Origin of the sequence: Streptomyces sp. NPDC093600 (assembly GCF_044764755.1) — a bacterium.
In the GTDB taxonomy this organism is placed as follows: domain Bacteria; phylum Actinomycetota; class Actinomycetes; order Streptomycetales; family Streptomycetaceae; genus Streptomyces.
Map to the genome: position 1 here is coordinate 123856 of NZ_JBIWIU010000001.1, position 15930 is coordinate 139785.

12 protein-coding genes are annotated in these 15930 nt (G+C 70.4%); 7 read left to right on the forward strand and 5 right to left on the reverse strand.

All coding sequences use genetic code 11. The features are described from left to right. Positions 1-4: 4 nt before the first annotated feature. The 4 genes from thrC to groL all read left to right on the forward strand — a co-directional run bounded on the left by thrC (position 5) and on the right by groL (position 4144). Positions 5-1312, forward strand: a complete 1308-nt coding sequence (gene thrC / locus ACIRB4_RS00660) for a threonine synthase (RefSeq protein WP_403287607.1) — start codon at positions 5-7, stop codon at positions 1310-1312. Between the two features lie 26 nt (positions 1313-1338). Then, a complete protein-coding gene (locus ACIRB4_RS00665; protein WP_361857748.1) occupies positions 1339-1617 on the forward strand; it encodes a MoaD/ThiS family protein in 279 nt (92 codons plus the stop codon). A gap of 384 nt (positions 1618-2001) precedes the next feature. After that, positions 2002-2205: a cold-shock protein gene (locus tag ACIRB4_RS00670; RefSeq protein ID WP_005315736.1), complete on the forward strand. Its 204-nt coding sequence runs from the start codon at positions 2002-2004 to the stop codon at positions 2203-2205. A gap of 310 nt (positions 2206-2515) precedes the next feature. Next, positions 2516-4144 (forward strand): chaperonin GroEL, encoded by a 1629-nt coding sequence (groL, locus tag ACIRB4_RS00675; RefSeq protein ID WP_403287608.1) that lies wholly within the window; start codon positions 2516-2518, stop codon positions 4142-4144. 95 nt (positions 4145-4239) lie between these two features. Here the strand turns inward: groL and ACIRB4_RS00680 are convergent, their stop codons facing one another. Further along, positions 4240-5931 carry a hypothetical protein gene (locus tag ACIRB4_RS00680; RefSeq protein ID WP_403287609.1) on the reverse strand — a complete coding sequence of 564 codons (1692 nt, stop codon included), beginning with the start codon at positions 5929-5931 and terminating at the stop codon, positions 4240-4242. Then, positions 5921-7570 carry a hypothetical protein gene (locus ACIRB4_RS00685; RefSeq protein ID WP_403287610.1) on the reverse strand — a complete coding sequence of 550 codons (1650 nt, stop codon included), beginning with the start codon at positions 7568-7570 and terminating at the stop codon, positions 5921-5923. Before ACIRB4_RS00685 ends, ACIRB4_RS00680 begins: the two co-directional genes overlap by 11 nt. A 210-nt stretch (positions 7571-7780) precedes the next feature. Here ACIRB4_RS00685 and ACIRB4_RS00690 point away from each other — a divergent pair, with 210 nt between their 5' ends. Then, entirely contained in the window at positions 7781-8248 is a 468-nt protein-coding gene (locus ACIRB4_RS00690; protein ID WP_403287611.1) for an SRPBCC family protein, read from the forward strand. Positions 8249-8461: 213 nt separating this feature from the next. Beyond that, on the forward strand, positions 8462-11896 hold the full coding sequence (locus tag ACIRB4_RS00695) for a FlgD immunoglobulin-like domain containing protein (protein ID WP_403287612.1): 3435 nt from the start codon (positions 8462-8464) through the stop codon (positions 11894-11896). A 74-nt stretch (positions 11897-11970) separates the two neighbouring features. On the opposite strand, the gene ACIRB4_RS00700 is transcribed toward ACIRB4_RS00695, so the two are convergent. The 3 genes from ACIRB4_RS00700 to ACIRB4_RS00710 are packed head-to-tail and all read right to left on the reverse strand — an operon-like array spanning position 11971 to position 15419. Then, positions 11971-13440 carry a PTS transporter subunit EIIC gene (locus ACIRB4_RS00700; RefSeq protein WP_403287613.1) on the reverse strand — a complete coding sequence of 490 codons (1470 nt, stop codon included), beginning with the start codon at positions 13438-13440 and terminating at the stop codon, positions 11971-11973. Between the two features lie 44 nt (positions 13441-13484). Further along, complete coding sequence (murQ, locus tag ACIRB4_RS00705) at positions 13485-14414, reverse strand: N-acetylmuramic acid 6-phosphate etherase (protein WP_403287614.1); 930 nt, start codon at positions 14412-14414, stop codon at positions 13485-13487. Positions 14415-14441: 27 nt separating this feature from the next. Continuing rightward, on the reverse strand, positions 14442-15419 hold the full coding sequence (locus ACIRB4_RS00710; RefSeq protein WP_403287615.1) for a MurR/RpiR family transcriptional regulator: 978 nt from the start codon (positions 15417-15419) through the stop codon (positions 14442-14444). 102 nt (positions 15420-15521) lie between these two features. On the opposite strand from ACIRB4_RS00710, the gene ACIRB4_RS00715 reads away from it, so the two are divergent. Further along, positions 15522-15878, forward strand: a complete 357-nt coding sequence (locus ACIRB4_RS00715) for a hypothetical protein (RefSeq protein WP_403287616.1) — start codon at positions 15522-15524, stop codon at positions 15876-15878. Positions 15879-15930: the final 52 nt, after the last annotated feature.

A 15930-nucleotide genomic window follows, 5' to 3' on the forward strand; every position in this document is an offset into this window, starting at 1 on the left:
TCCAATGGCTGTACAGACTGTCGCGAACACCGAGAACACGCCGAACGCCCAGAGCACGGTCGATCTCGGTCCCGCTTCCGGGCTTTCCTGTCGCGAATGCGGTGAAGTCTTCCCGCTCGGCCCGATCTTCGCCTGCGAGCTGTGCTTCGGCCCGCTCGAAGTCGCCTACGACCTCCCCACCGGTGACCCCGAGGCGCTGCGCAAGCGGATCGAGGCCGGCCCCGCCAACATCTGGCGCTACGCCCCGCTGCTCCCCGTCCCGGCCGACGTCGCCGACAAGCCGAACCTCAACCCGGGCTGGACCAAGCTCGTCCAGGCCGACAACCTCGCGCGCGAGCTCGGTGTCGAGCCCGGCAGGCTCTTCGTCAAGGACGACTCCGGCAACCCCACGCACTCCTTCAAGGACCGCGTCGTCGCCCAGGCCCTCGAAGCCGCCCGCGCCTTCGGCTTCACCACCCTGTCCTGCTCCTCCACCGGCAACCTGGCCGGCGCCGTCGGCGCCGCCGCCGCCCGCGCCGGCTTCCGCTCCTGCGTGTTCATCCCGCACGACCTGGAGCAGGGCAAGGTCGTCATGGCCGCCGTCTACGGCGGCGACCTCGTCGGCATCGAGGGCAACTACGACGACGTCAACCGCTTCTGCTCCGAGCTCATCGGCGACCCGCTGGGCGAGGGCTGGGGCTTCGTCAACGTCAACCTGCGCCCGTACTACGGCGAGGGCTCCAAGACCCTCGCGTACGAGATCTGCGAGCAGCTCGGCTGGGTCATCCCCGACCAGCTGGTGATCCCGATCGCCTCCGGCTCCCAGCTCACGAAGATCGACAAGGGGCTGCAGGAGCTCATCAAGCTGGGCCTCGTCGAGGACAAGCCGTACAAGATCTTCGGCGCCCAGGCCGAGGGCTGCTCCCCGGTGTCGGCCGCCTTCAAGGCCGGCCACGACGTCGTACGGCCCCAGAAGCCGAACACCATCGCCAAGTCGCTCGCCATCGGCAACCCGGCCGACGGCCCGTACGTCCTCGACATCGCCCGCCGCACCGGCGGGGCCGTGGAGGACGTGAACGACGAGCAGGTCGTCGAGGCGATCAAGATCCTGGCCCGCACCGAGGGCATCTTCGCCGAGACGGCGGGCGGGGTCACGGTCGGCGTGACGAAGAAGCTGATCGAGGCCGGTCTCATCGACCCGTCGCTGACCACCGTCGTGCTCAACACCGGCGACGGCCTCAAGACCCTGGACGCGGTGGCCGACACCTCGCAGGCGACCGCCACCATCCGCCCGAGCCTCGACGCGTTCCGCGACGCCGGCCTGGCCCACTGAGCCGACTGAGAGACTGGAGAACCCCGATGAGCGTCAAGGTCCGCATCCCCACCATCCTCCGTACGTACACGGGCGGCCAGGCCGAGGTCCCGGCGGAGGGCGCGACCCTCTCCGAGGTCATCGCCGACCTGGAGAAGAACCACACGGGCATCGCGGCCCGCGTCCTGGACGACCAGGGCAAGCTCCGCCGCTTCGTGAACGTCTACGTGAACGACGACGACGTCCGCTTCGAGCAGGGCCTGGAGACGGCGACGCCGGACGGTGCGGGCGTGTCGATCATCCCGGCCGTCGCCGGCGGCTGCTGACGCACCGCGATTCCCCGAATTGCCCTCTCCGCCAGAAACGGAGGGGGCAATTCTGCATGGTTGAGCACGGTAGAGTTGGGGAAGCCCCCTCCGCTGCTCATGCCGGACGCATATGAGAATGCGTCGACGCGCGACAAGAAGCAGCCAAAGTGTTCGAGTGTTGTGTACCTTCTGCGCACTTTGACGGGCCCGACTTGCCCCGGAAATCAGTGAATCCTCCCTTATTCTCCTTTCCGGCGTGCCCAGAATTCTCGTCCGATTGACCTGTTGCAGAGGGCAGTTGGGCAGATACATTCAGCCGCGGTCGACGCGTTCCGGCGCAGGGTCTGACCCGGGTCCGCGAAGTGCGGTCCCGCGCAAGGGCCAGTAATAGGGGAGTTAGGCATGGCTCAGGGCACCGTCAAGTGGTTCAACGCGGAGAAGGGGTACGGCTTCATCGCGGTCGACGGTGGTGCGGATGTTTTCGTCCACTACAGCGCGATCCAGATGGACGGTTACCGCACCCTTGAAGAGGGTCAGCGAGTCGAGTTCGAGATCTCGCAGGGCCAGAAGGGTCCGCAGGCGGACATGGTCAAGCTCGCCGTCTGAGCACGGCGCGATCGGCCACCACGTACGCACTCACGCCGAGGGGTCCGCATCCTGACCGGGATGCGGGCCCCTCGTGCGTTCCCGGACGGCTCGCGGGGCCTCCCGATCTGTGGGAGGCGCTTGCACTCTCCTAGGGCGAGTGCTAATCATTGGCGTTAGCACTCTGAAGGTGAGAGTGCTTACGAGGATCGGGCAGACGAGGCCCGCGGCCAGGTGGGGCAAGGAACCGCCGGGTCCGCAGGCCGTCCGTCGCGGGCGTCGGCGCGGTCCTGGAGCGTTATCCACCCCATGTCCGGGAGGACCACTTCACATGGCCAAGATCATCGCGTTCGACGAGGAGGCACGGCGCGGTCTCGAGCGCGGGATGAACCAGCTCGCCGACGCCGTCAAGGTCACCCTTGGCCCCAAGGGCCGGAACGTCGTCCTCGAGAAGAAGTGGGGCGCCCCCACGATCACCAACGATGGTGTCTCCATCGCCAAGGAGATCGAGCTCGAGGACCCGTACGAGAAGATCGGCGCCGAGCTGGTCAAGGAAGTCGCCAAGAAGACGGACGACGTCGCCGGTGACGGTACGACCACCGCGACCGTCCTCGCCCAGGCGCTCGTCCGCGAGGGCCTGCGCAACGTGGCGGCCGGCGCCAACCCCATGGCTCTGAAGCGCGGCATCGAGAAGGCCGTCGAGGCCGTCTCCGCCGCCCTGCTGGAGCAGGCGAAGGATGTCGAGACCAAGGAGCAGATCGCCTCCACGGCCTCCATCTCCGCCGCCGACACCCAGATCGGCGAGCTCATCGCCGAGGCGATGGACAAGGTCGGCAAGGAAGGCGTCATCACCGTCGAGGAGTCCCAGACCTTCGGTCTGGAGCTGGAGCTCACCGAGGGTATGCGCTTCGACAAGGGCTACATCTCGGCGTACTTCGCCACCGACATGGAGCGTATGGAGGCGTCCCTGGACGACCCGTACATCCTGATCGTCAACTCCAAGATCTCCTCCGTGAAGGACCTGCTCCCGCTCCTGGAGAAGGTCATGCAGTCGGGCAAGCCGCTGCTGATCATCGCCGAGGACGTCGAGGGCGAGGCCCTGTCGACCCTGGTCGTCAACAAGATCCGCGGCACCTTCAAGTCCGTCGCCGTCAAGGCTCCGGGCTTCGGCGACCGTCGTAAGGCCATGCTGAACGACATCGCCATCCTCACGGGCGGCACGGTCATCTCCGAGGAGGTCGGTCTCAAGCTCGAGAACGCCGGCCTGGACCTGCTGGGCCGCGCCCGCAAGGTCGTCATCACCAAGGACGAGACCACCATCGTGGACGGCGCGGGCGAGAGCGACCAGGTCGCCGGCCGCGTCAACCAGATCCGCGCCGAGATCGAGAACTCGGACAGCGACTACGACCGCGAGAAGCTGCAGGAGCGCCTGGCGAAGCTCGCCGGCGGTGTTGCGGTCATCAAGGCCGGTGCCGCGACCGAGGTCGAGCTCAAGGAGCGCAAGCACCGCATCGAGGACGCCGTCCGCAACGCGAAGGCGGCCGTCGAGGAGGGCATCGTCGCCGGTGGTGGCGTGGCCCTGCTCCAGGCCTCCTCGGTATTCGAGAAGCTCGAGGGCGACCTCACGGGCGACGAGGCCACCGGTGCCGCGATCGTGAAGCTGGCCCTTGAGGCCCCGCTGAAGCAGATCGCCGTCAACGCCGGCCTCGAGGGCGGCGTCGTGGCGGAGAAGGTCCGCAACCTGCCCGTCGGCCACGGCCTCAACGCCGCGACCAACGAGTACGTCGACCTCATCGCCGAGGGCATCATCGACCCGGCGAAGGTGACGCGTTCCGCGCTGCAGAACGCGGCCTCCATCGCCGCGCTGTTCCTGACCACCGAGGCCGTCATCGCCGACAAGCCGGAGAAGGCCTCCGCGGCCGCTCCGGGCGGCATGCCGGGCGGTGACATGGACTTCTGATCCTTCGAGGATCAGCGGTTCTGCCGGACGCCGAAGGGCGGCACCCCCACGGGGGTGCCGCCCTTCAGTCGTACCAGGCGGGTAAGGGGGATGGATCAGCGGACGTCGATCCAGTCCTCGCCGCCGAACGCCTGAAAGTGCGTCCCGTCACCGTAGTACCGGACCGTGTACCAGCCGTCGGCGGACGCCGTGGTCTTCAGCGAGACCGCGCCGTTCCAGGCGGACTTGCCGGTGGCGACCTGCTTCCAGGTCTTCCCGCCCCACGGCTTGAACCACACGCTCACCGGCTGATGGCCGAGACCCCGCCAGGCACCGTCGGTGTGGTGCTGGAGCGAGGCCGTCACCGTGATCGCCGAGCCCTTGCGGACCGGCTCGGGAGACGCGTTGACGCCCACGACCCGGCTGTCCGTGCGGACGATGTAGAACGGCTTGCTCACGGACTCCGCGTACTGGTCGGAGGTGAGGTGCCGGAGCCGGAACCAGCCGCCCTTGTTCCAGGTGGCGATGCCGAACATGTTGCGCACGTTGGAGTAGAAGTTGGTCGAGGCGACCTTCTTCCAGCCCGTCTGCCCGTCCGGGGACTGCTCCAGGAGCACCGTCTGCTGGGACGAGCTGCCCGACCAGCGCTCGTACGGGGAGCGGAACTGGCCGTACACCGTGAAGCGCGCGTCCGTCCCGAGCTTGTAGCCGACGACGTAGGTACGGGAGTCCAGCGGCATGACCAGCGAGCCGTGGACCGGCGAGAAGGACTGGAACAGGTCGGCCGACTCGACCGTCCAGCCCGAGGCGTTCGGGCCGGCGGCGGCGACCAGCTTCGCCGTGTAGACGCCGTCCGCATCGGTCCGCACGGTCTGCGGGAACGAGATGACCTCGTGGTAGTAGTCGCGCGGCGCGCCCAGGCGCACCCGCACCGGCTGGTCCGCGAGCGGGGCCCCGCCGTTCTCCGGGTCGGTGACCCGGCCGGTGATGGTGACGACCTCGCCGCTCACCGCACGCGTCTTGTCGGCGGTGGCGGTGACCGTCATCCTCCGGGACTGCCACTCCCAGAAGGAGCGCCGGTCGGAGGCGGTGCCGTGGACCTCGTTGGTGTTCTCGCTGAACGTAGCCGTGTACATCTCGCCGGGCCGCGTCGCCGGGATCGGGGCGCCCGCGAACTCGCCGGTGTCCGTGGTGACCGCGGACTGGGCCGGGCCCTCGTCCGGCGTGGAACGCTGGTACGAGACCGAACGGTTCGGCAGCGGCACGACGTCGCCGGAGCCGGGCTGGACGCCGTTCAGCTTGCCCTGCGGGCGGATGTACGGGTCGTTCCAGCCGGGCTTGCCGACGGCGAAGGTGAGCAGCGGCCGCAGGGTGAAGTTCAGCGTGCCGGCGTTCGCGCGGGTCACCGTGTTGCCGAGCGAGTCGGTGGCGGTGACGTCGATGGCGTACTTGCCGAGGGACGGGACGGTGCCGCCGTCCTCGGTCAGCTTGAGCGTGGCGTCCGCGGGCAGGGTGAAGGTGCCCGGGGTCGACTGGATCAGCGCCGGGACGTCGGCGAGGACGGTGTCGCCCTGCCGGACCTTGGCGGAGACGGCGGTGACCGTGGCCTGCGGGGCGTCCGTCCAGGCGTTCACCTTGAAGGAGCCGCGCTGGTCGTCCTGGGTGACGGCCCGGCCGACGCCCACCGGGGTGGGCGCGGGGGCGGGGTCCTCGGCGAGGGCGGGGGTCGTCGCGGCGCCCAGGGAGATGCCCAGGGAGAGCGCCGTGACGAGGGAGACGGCGGAGAGCCGTCGGAGATCAGAGCGCATCGACATAGATCGTCCTCGACTCGCTGTAGAAGTAACCGTTCTTGGACTGCAGGACGAGGATCCAGGTGGCGTCGCCGTAGTTGACGGTGCTGAAGCCGAAGTTGCCGTACGAGTTCGTCGGCACGTCCTTCTTGGCCCAGTACCAGGTCGGGTCACCCTTGGGCTTGGCGAGCAGCGTCAGGCGCGCGCCCGGCATGGCCTTCCAGACACCGTTCACCTTCTGCTGCACCAGACCCTTGACCGTCATGGTGCCGTTGACCCGCGGTCGGGAGGGGGTGATGGTGACGTTGACGATCCGGGTGGGCGTGCGGCCCAGGCGGACCGGGGTGCTCGTCTTGGTGACGAAACGGTCCGTCTCCGGGTGGTAGATCCGGTACAGGGCGTTGGTGTGGCCCCACACCTCGAACGAGTAGGAGCTGCAGTACTGCGTGGCCTGGGACGCCATGTTGCGCCAGGTGCGGCCGTTGTCCAGGGAGGCCTGGAGGGCGACCCAGTCGGGCTTGTCGTAGCAGGTCACCGAGGCGGTGGTGTGCAGCCGGCCGGTCGCGGTGAGCTTGCCGTACTCGTCCAGGGTCATGCGGGCGTCGGCGTACGAGAACTGCTGCGGGACGGCGATCCCGGCCACGTCGTACGGACGGTCGTTGCCCTTGCCGTAGTACACGGAGGGGCGCAGGCCGGTGTAGACGCCGGTCGTCGAGTACGCGGGCCGGGCCGCGAAGGTGAAGGAGCCGTCCGCGAGCGTGGTGCCGGAGCCGATCTGGTTCCGCAGGGCCGTGTCGTACGACAGCGGCTCGCTGCCGGTGGAGACCACCGGAGCACCGGCGAAGGGCTGCCAGCCTTCCTCCGTCAGGCGCTCCACGCGGCCGGTCACCTTGACGTCGGTGCCCGCGTGGACGCGGTACCTGTCGGTGTCGGAGGTGATCCGGTACGTCAGCTTCTCGACGCCCACGGTGGGCAGCGGGCGGGCGTCGTCCGGGTCGACGTCGGCCGCCGTGGAGTGGACCACCGCGGAACCGCCGGTGATCTCGGCGTCCGGGGTGACGGGCAGCGCGAAGGCGCCGTCGGCCCCGGTGGTGGCCAGGGCTGTGGTGCTCCGCACCGCGGAGTAGGCGTCGCGCAGGTTCAGCGTGACCTTGACCGAGGTGCCCTCGGCGGCGGGAGTGCGCTCGCCGGTCGCCGGGTTCCAGGTGGTGGCCGTGCCGGACAGGACGACGCCGCGCCGGTCGAAGCTGGTGGTGCCGCGGTCGAAGGCGGCCGAGCTGACACCGGTGTGCAGCTTGTAGCCGAAGGTGCCGCCGGTCCAGCGCTCCACGACACCGTGGGGCATGCGGTACTCCACGGCGACGGGGTAGGTCCCGAGGGCGGTGCCCTCGGGAAGCTGGAGCGGCGCGTCGGTCGTCCAGGCGTTGTAGCCGGTCGAGGTCAGCTCGTCGGTCGAGACGAGGACGGCGGTGTCCGGGGCGGTGGAGGCGAGGACGCTCACCTTCACCCAGAGCGCGTTTCCGGGCAGTCCGACGGTCAGCCGGCCGTCGTCCAGGGTCGCGGTGTGGCTGACGGTCGCCGCGTACGCGGTCGGCGCCGCGACGACGGCGGGCAGGGCGACGCCTGCCGAGAGTACGAAGACGGTCGCCGCGCGCACGAGGGCATGCGGCAACGTGCGCTTGGAGCGCAGCAAAGGGGACCCCCCACAGGTCGTAAGGCGGCGCGTTGATCGACGCGGCGCGTGGCAGCACCATAGCGGTTGCGCGTTGAACACGTTCACTCGCTTGATGGCTGTGCCGGTGTGATCATGATAAGAGGGGGGCGTCCGGGAGTCCTGCGATTTCGGCCGGGAGACGGGAGCGATCCCATGATCACGCTGCTGACGACACCATCGGACCGGGAACTGGTCATCACCCGCACCTTCGACGCCCCGCCGGAACGCGTCTGGGAAGCCTGGACCCGCCCGGAACACGTCCGCCACTGGTACGGCGTGGCCGCGATGACGACGACCGTCTGCGACATCGACCTCCGGGCCGGGGGAGCCTGGCGCTGGGGCCAGACCTCACCCGAGGGACAGGACATCGTGTTCTCGGGAACGTACGAGGAGATCGTCCCGAACGAACGCCTCGTCTACACCGAGCACTTCGAACTCATGCCGGGCCCGCCGGTCCACGTCACCCTGACCTTCGACGCCACCCCGCACGGCGGCACGGCCCTGACGAGCACCTCGCTCTGGCCGTCCACCGAGAGCCGGGACCAGGCACTGGCGACGGGGATGGAGGCGGGGGTCAGGGAAGAGTACGACCGCTTGGCGGAGTACCTGCGGACGATGTGAGCGAGGGCCGTCGAGCGCGAGAAGCCGGGCCCGGGGGGTGATTGCCCCCAGCCCGTCGGCCCGCCGGGCAGGGGCCGCGAAGGGGGTGACTCAGCTGCTGATGCGCCACTTGGGGGTTGCTAAGGTCGGGCCACTTGCTGAGGGGGAGGGGCCGGGGGGCCCGCGTGATGTCCGTCCTCCCTCTGTCTGCCGTGATTTCTGGGAGGGCCCTTCGTGGCGCGTCGTGCAAGAACGTCCACCCTCGCGCTCGGGCTGAGCGCGCTGCTCGGTCTGTCCGGGCTGTTCGTCGCGGGGGCGGGGCCCGCCGCCGCCGAGGCGGGCGCCGATACGAGTCTCGTGGCGAGCGAGGTGACCCTTCCGGCGCCGCCGCACGTGAAGCCCGCTGCGGCCCAGGTGGACAGTGCGGGCACCGGTGTGCAGTGGTGGTCCGAGGAGAAGGGCCCGCAGTGGTGGAATCCGGCGGCCGGCACCTCGGTCGCCGACCCCGGATGCCCGCCCGCGCACACCCCGTTCCCCAACGGTGACACCTCCGCATGCCTCGGCCACGACACGTACGAGATACGCGATCTCGTCACCGGATCGGTGCGTGTGCGGAACCGTCCCGAGGGGCACCACTGGACGCACGCCCACACCGCGAACCAGGTGCTCACCTGGGTTCCTGGCGCCGACGGCACGGAAGCGAGTCTGCACCTCCTCGGAGTCGGGGAGGGAGCCCCGGCCGACGCCGAGGTCGAGCTGCCGGTGGGCATGCCCCAGGCGCCCACCGTGCTCGCCCAGGACGGGGAGAGCGCCTTCCTCAAGTACTGGGACGGCGAGCGGTACGGCTACGGTCTGGTCGACTTCGCTCCGGCCGTCTTCCGTCCCACGCCGCCCGACCCCGTCAGGCCCTCCTACCCGCTCTACTCACTCACCCCGGACTGGCTCGCTCACTACGACGAATACCGGGGCGAGCCGGTACGCCTGGTCTCCCGTGCGGATGGCAAGACCACCCGCCAGGTGTCCCTCCCCTGGGACGAGGAGCCGAAGGGGGTCCAGACGCTCGGTGACTGGCTGGTCGTGGCCCTCGACGACGACGGCGGTTCCAAGAGACGTCCCCTGCGTGCCGTGCATATGACGAGCGGCGAGGCGGTGACGGTGCTTCCGAGTGCCTGGGCGTCGCTGGTCGCCGGTGCGGACGGCAGCCTGTACGCGGTCGGTGGCACGGACTCCAGCCACTGGGGCCTTCAGCGGATCACCCTCGACCCGACGGGCGTGCTGCGAGCCGAGCAGATCGAGCGGATCTCGCCGAATCCCGCGAAGCGGAGCAATCTGCGCTTGTCCCAGGGGGAATTGGCCTACATCGAGGACGATGGCGCCACGCGTACGGCCCAGGCCCGACAGATCTCTCTGACGGAACCGCTGTCGGCGGAGCCCGAGTCCTCCTGGTCCTGCCCCGTGCCGGACGGCAGCGGGTACTGCGAGCCGGGATACACGATGGGAGACGGCCGACTGGTCCTTCTCGACACCGAGGACGCCGGGACCTGCGTCGACTGTGTGACGGTCGTCCGGGTGCGGGAGGCGCGCACCGGCAAGGACGCGAAGGTGTGGCGGCTCTCGGCCCCTGCCGTTCGCCCGCACTCGATCCGCACGGGCTCGGGGCACCATCTCCACGCCCTGACGCGGGACGGCAAGAACATCGTGTTCGACATCGACACGGGCAAGGTCGTGTGGGTGGAGTCGGACCCCGAGGTCCTCACGTCCGCCCTGTGGGGCGGCACGCTGTGGAGGATGAAGGACACCGGGCTCATCGGCGTGGATCTGGCCACGGGTGCCGTCTCCGAATCGGTCGACACGGGCACCACCTGCAAGGTGGAGAGGTTCCGGGTGGCCGGTGAGTGGGCGATGGTCAACTGCATGTACGGCGGTCAGGGCAGCGTCGTCGTCAACCTGGTGACGAAGCAGCGGATTCCCGTGGGCGGGCTGATCAGCCCCCTGGCCGAGGAGAACAGCCTCGGCCAGGGATTCGTCGTCGCGCGGCTGGACACCGAGACATCGGGTGTCGGGAAGCTGCGAGTGATCGACGTGCGCTCCGGCGCCCCCGTCGTCGAGACGCTGACCACGGAGCTGACGAAGCTCTCGGCCTTCAGCTCGTATGTCGATCCGTTGACCGACTCCCTCGCCTACGTCGACACGAAGCAGACCCTGCACGTCGTCACCCTGCGCGGCATCGCCGACCGGCCGCTCGCTGTCATGGACCGGTTCACCGAGCCGGTCTGGAACAGCGAGGCCGGGACGCTGTGGGAGGGCGCCTGGTGGCTGTCGAAGCCCGCCGCCTCGTGGCGGGTCGCCCTGGCGGACAAGGCCACCGGTGCGGTCGTACGGGAGTTCACGGGCGGTGAGGTCGCCGGCCGTTTCACCGCCGGGTGGGACGGCAAGGACGCGGCCGGCGTGCGCGTGCCCAACGGTGCGTACACCTGGACGGCGACCGCCCAGCCGCTGAACGGCGGCCCCGCGGTGCGGGTGAACGGAGAGTTCACCGTGAAGGGCGCCTCCGGCGGATACCGGCCGGTGCCGCCGACCCGGGTGATGGACACCCGCAGCGGTCTCGGAGTGAGCAAGGCGAAGGTCGGGCCCGGCGCGACAGTCACCCTTCAGGTGGCGGGGAGCGGTGGCGTGCCCGCCACGGGGGTTTCGGCCGTCGTGCTGAACGTGACGGCGGTCGGCGCGAGCAACCCGACCTTTGTGTCGGCGCACCCCGCCGGCGAGGCGCGGACGAGTGCCTCGAACCTCAACGTCGTACCCGGCCGGGCCGTGTCGAACCTGGTCGTGGTGCCGGTCAGCGGCGGCAGGGTCAGCTTCTACAACAGGGCCGGCACGGTGGACCTGCTCGCGGACGTCGCCGGTTACTACACCGACAACGCGCAGGGCGCCCGCTTCAAGCCGTTGGTGCCGGTCCGGGCCATGGACACCCGTTCCGGTGTCGGCGTACGGAAGGGGAAGGTCGGGCCCGCGGGCACGGTGACGCTCCAGGTCACCGGCCGGAACGGGGTGCCCTCCTCGGAGGTGTCGGCAGTCGTGATGAACGTGACGGCGACGAACGTCACCGCGCCCACCTTCGTCTCGGTCTATCCCGACGACACGGCCCGGACCAGCGCGTCGAACCTGAACCTCGTGGCGAACGAGACCCGGCCGAACCTGGTCGTCGTCCCGGTGGTGAACGGCAAGGTCCGCTTCTACAACCACAACGGGTCCGTGGATCTGCTCGCGGACGTCTCCGGCTACTACACGACCAGCGGCACCGGGGCCCTTTTCCAGGCGGTGACGCCGGCGCGTGTGATGGACAGCAGGATCGAACTCGGTCTGTACAACCCTCTGCAAGGGCCCCGCCAGGCCGACCTCGGGATCGCGGGCGAGGTGGGCGTTCCGGCAGCCGGTGTCTCGGCCGTGGTGATGAACGTGACGGTGACGAACGTCTCGAGTCCGACCTTCGTCTCGGTCTTCCCGGCGGGTACGGCCCGCACCAGCGCGTCGACCCTGAACGCCGGGGCCGGGCAGACGGTGCCGAACCTCACCATGGTGCCGCTGGGCGTGCACGGGGCCGTCACGCTCTACAACCACAACGGGATGGTCCACCTCGTCGGCGACGTCTCCGGCTATTTCGTGGGCTGATTCCGACGGGACGACGAAGCGGCTGAGGGCCGCCTCCGGCTCCGTGCCGGGGGCGGCCCTCGCCGTGGCGTGTGTCAGACCTTCGCCGGTTCCTGGGCAGGCGGGCCCGTGGTGGCCGGCGCGGCCTCCGGCTTCGGCTCCGGTTCCGTCTCCACGTCGAACTCCTCCAGGAGCGCCCGGCTGAAGCCGAAGAAGTACGTCGCCACGAAGCCCGTCGCATAGCCGACCAGCAGGCCGCCCGCGTAGATCGCGATCGTCCCGCCCACGCCCGCGTTGCCGTCCAGGAGCGGGAAGAGGGCCCAGCCGGACGGACCGATGGCCGTGGAGCCGACCTTGTCGCCCAGCATGTTGAAGAGGCCGACGAAGCCGCCGCCGAACGCGCCGCCGACGCAGGCCGTCACGAACGGGCGGCCGAGGGGGAGCGAGACGCCGTAGATCAGGGGCTCGCCGACGCCGAGGAGGCCGGCCGGCAGGGCGGACCTGACGGTGCGGCGGATGGAGCCGTTGCGGGGGAGCTTGACGTAGACGGCCATCGCAGCGCCGACCTGGCCCGCGCCCGCCATCGCGAGGATGGGCAGGAGGACGGTGAAGCCCTGCTGCTCGATGAGCGTGGTGTGGATCGGGATCAGCGCCTGGTGCAGGCCCAGCATCACCAGCGGGAGGAACAGCCCGCCGAGGACGAAACCCGCGCCCGCGCCCGCGTGCGCGAGCAGCCAGTCGGCGAAGTCGCCGATGGCGGTGGAGACCTCACCGGCGACGAACATCAGGCCGAAGAGCGTGACCAGGCCGGAGACCAGGACCGTGAGCGTCGGCGTGACCAGGACGTCGAGGGCTTCCGGCACCCAGCGGCGGCACCACCTCTCGACGTACACGGCCAGCACCGCCGCCCCCAGCGCGCCGAGCACGCCGCCCTGGCCGGGCGAGAGCGTCTGGCCGAACGCGTCGATCTTCGCGACGCCCGGGAAGACGATGATGGCGGCGACCGCGCCCCCGAGGATCGGCGTACCCCCGAACTCCTTCGCCGTGTTGTAGCCGACGAAGACCGCGATCAGCGCCATGAAGCCGCTCGCCATCGCCGCGAGCGCGGGGGTGACGGCGGGAAGCAGACCGAGGTTGGTCAGCAGGCCGTTGAGCCCGGCGATGATGCCGCAGCCGATCAGGGCGGGGATCAGCGGCACGAAGATGTTCGCGATCCGGCGGAGGAAGAGCTTGAAGGGGGTGGCGTTGCGTTCCCTCTGGGACGCCTTGATCGCCGCGCCTCGCGACGCCAGATCCGGGACGGCAGCCGCGGCCACCAGCGCCTCGAACTCCGGCGTCACCCGCGCCACCGTCCCCGGGCCGAGGACGATCTGGTACGTGTCGTCCTCCACCACACCCAGGACGGCGGGCAGGGCCCGCAGCGCCTGGTCCTGGACGAGCGAGCGGTCCCGCAGCCCCAGCCGGAGCCGGGTCATGCAGTGGGCCACGGAGTCGATGTTCCGCGCGCCGCCGACGAGCGGGAGGATCGCGGCGGCGATGGCGCGGTTCTTGTCGTCTGTGCTCATGTGCGGTCGTGCCTCGCTGTGCGGGGGTGGGGGGAGAGGAGCGCTCAGCCGGCCGGGGCGTGCAGCGCCGCGCGCAGATGGCCGTGGGAGTCGGTGAGGCGCCGGCCGGCGGCCTCGGCGTCGATGCCGGCGAGGATCATCAGGATCGCGGTCTTCACCTCGCCGTCGGCGGCGTCGAGCGCGGCCTCGATCTGCTCGTCGGGCGCGCCGGTGGCGAGGGAGACGATCCGCCGCGAGCGGGCCTGGAGCTTCTCGTTGGAGGCGCGGACGTCGACCATGAGGTTTCCGTACGTCTTGCCGAGCCGGATCATCGTGATCGTCGAGATCATGTTGAGGACCAGCTTCTGGGCCGTGCCCGCCTTCAACCGGGTGGATCCTGTGAGGAGTTCGGGGCCGGTGACGACCTCGATGCCGTGCTCGGCGGCGGCCGCAAGGGCGCTGTCGGCGTTGCAGGACAGGCCGATGGTCAACGCGCCCGCCGCGCGGGCGTGTTCGACGGCGCCGACGGCGTACGGCGTACGGCCGGAGGCGGAGATCCCGACCACCGTGTCGTCGGCGGTCAGGCCGAGTTCCGCCAGGTCACCGGCGGCGAGCTCGCGCGAGTCCTCGGCGCCCTCGACCGACTTCACCATCGCCGTCGGGCCGCCCGCGATCAGTCCCACGACCTCCGCCGGGTCGGTGTTGAAGGTCGGAGGGCACTCGCTCGCGTCGAGGACGCCCAGCCGGCCCGCCGTGCCCGCGCCGGCGTAGATCAGCCGGCCGCCGCGGGCCATCCGTTCGGCCGTCGCGTCGATGGCGGCGGCGATGACGGGCAGTTGGGTGGCGACGGCGGCGGGGACGGTCCGGTCCTCGCCGTTCATCAGCGCGGCGATCTCGGCGGTGGGAAGCCGGTCGATCTCGGCCAGTTCCGGGCGGAACGCCTCGGTGGTGAGGGTGGCCAGCTGCGCCTGAAGCTCGGAGTACGTAGAAGACACGTGCTGCTCTTTCGGTGCTGTGGACGTTCAGCGGGTGCGGGGGGAGTGCCGGTGGGCGAGCGCTTCGTACGAGGCCGCGAGGGCGGGGGCCGCCGTCTCGTACGTACGCTGCGTGACGCAGGTGAACAGGCAGTCCACCACCAGGAGTTGGCTCGTACGGGACGACATGGCGGCGGGGCGCAGTTCGCTCTCGCGGGCGGTGGAGGTGGTGAGGATGTGGTCGGCGTACTGCGTCACGGGGCCGTCGGGGCGGCCGGTGATCGCGACCGTGGTGGCGCCGTGGTCGAAGGCGACGCGCAGCGGTTCTATGACGTCGCCGGTCGACCCGGAGTGGGTGATGGCGATGGCGACGTCGCCGGAGCGCAGCTGTACGGCGTTGGTGACGGCGAGGTGCGGGTCGCTGTGCGCGTGGGCGAGGAGCCCTATCCGCAGGAGTTTCTGGCCGAGGTCCTGGGCGACGAGGCCGGAGGCGCCGACGCCGTAGATGTCGATGCGGCGGGCGCCGGCGAGGGCGGTGACGGCGGCGCCGAGCTGGACGGTGTCGAGTCCGGCCGCGGTGTCGGCGAGGGTCTGCTGCTCGTCGTAGGCGAGCTTGGCCACGACGTCGGCGATCGGGTCGTCGACGGCGATGTCGGCGGTGACGGACGGGGCCCGTCCCGACTGCTGCTGGGCGGCGAGGCCGGCGAGGGCGAGGCGCAGGTCGCGGTAGCCGGGGTAGCCGAGGAGGCGCGCCGTGCGGACGACGGTCGCCTCGCTCGTACCGGTGAGCTCGGCGAGACCGGTGACCGTGAGCGCGGCGCAGCCGGCCGGGTCGCCGGCGACGGCCTCGGCGACCCGCTGCATGGAGCGGGTCATGGACGGCGCGAGGGTGCGCACCTTGGCCGCGAGGGCGGCGGGCGCGGGCGCTCCGTGCGGGCCGGAGCCGCCGCCCCCGGTGGGCGCGGACGGGCCCGGTACGGACGCTCTGGCGCCGCTGGTGAAACTTTCCTTCACGTCATTGGTCACACCTGAAAGATATTTTCGGGCCCAGGGAGCGTCAAGACCTCGTCCGCCACCGGATGCGGTGGGCGCCTTCGCCGGTGAGGCTGGTGGGGTGACAATGAGTCCATGGACGACATCGACCCTCTGGAGCAGGCCCTGCATACCGCCCGTGCCCGGGTCCTCGCCGATCTGGCCGCGCGCGAGGTGGCCGCGGCCGAGGTCGTCTCGATGGTCGAGGACGCGGTGACGCACCGGCGCTGGTGGGCCCAGCAGTGGCCCGAGGGCATCACGTACGTCGCGGGGCTGGTCGCGCAGGACGTCCAGGACGCGCTCCTGGAGCGGTACGGCCGCTGGCCGCTCTGCCCGGTCTGCTCGTCGGGCGACCCGCACGCGCTGGACGTCGAACCGGAACTGGGCCCGGACCCGCACTGGGTCTGCGGCAAGGCGGGCGTGGTCGTGGCCCCGGTCGGCGGGCTGAAGTGACGGCGCCGGGCGGGGCGGGGGCGCGTGGGGCGGCGCCGCATGTGACGGCGGC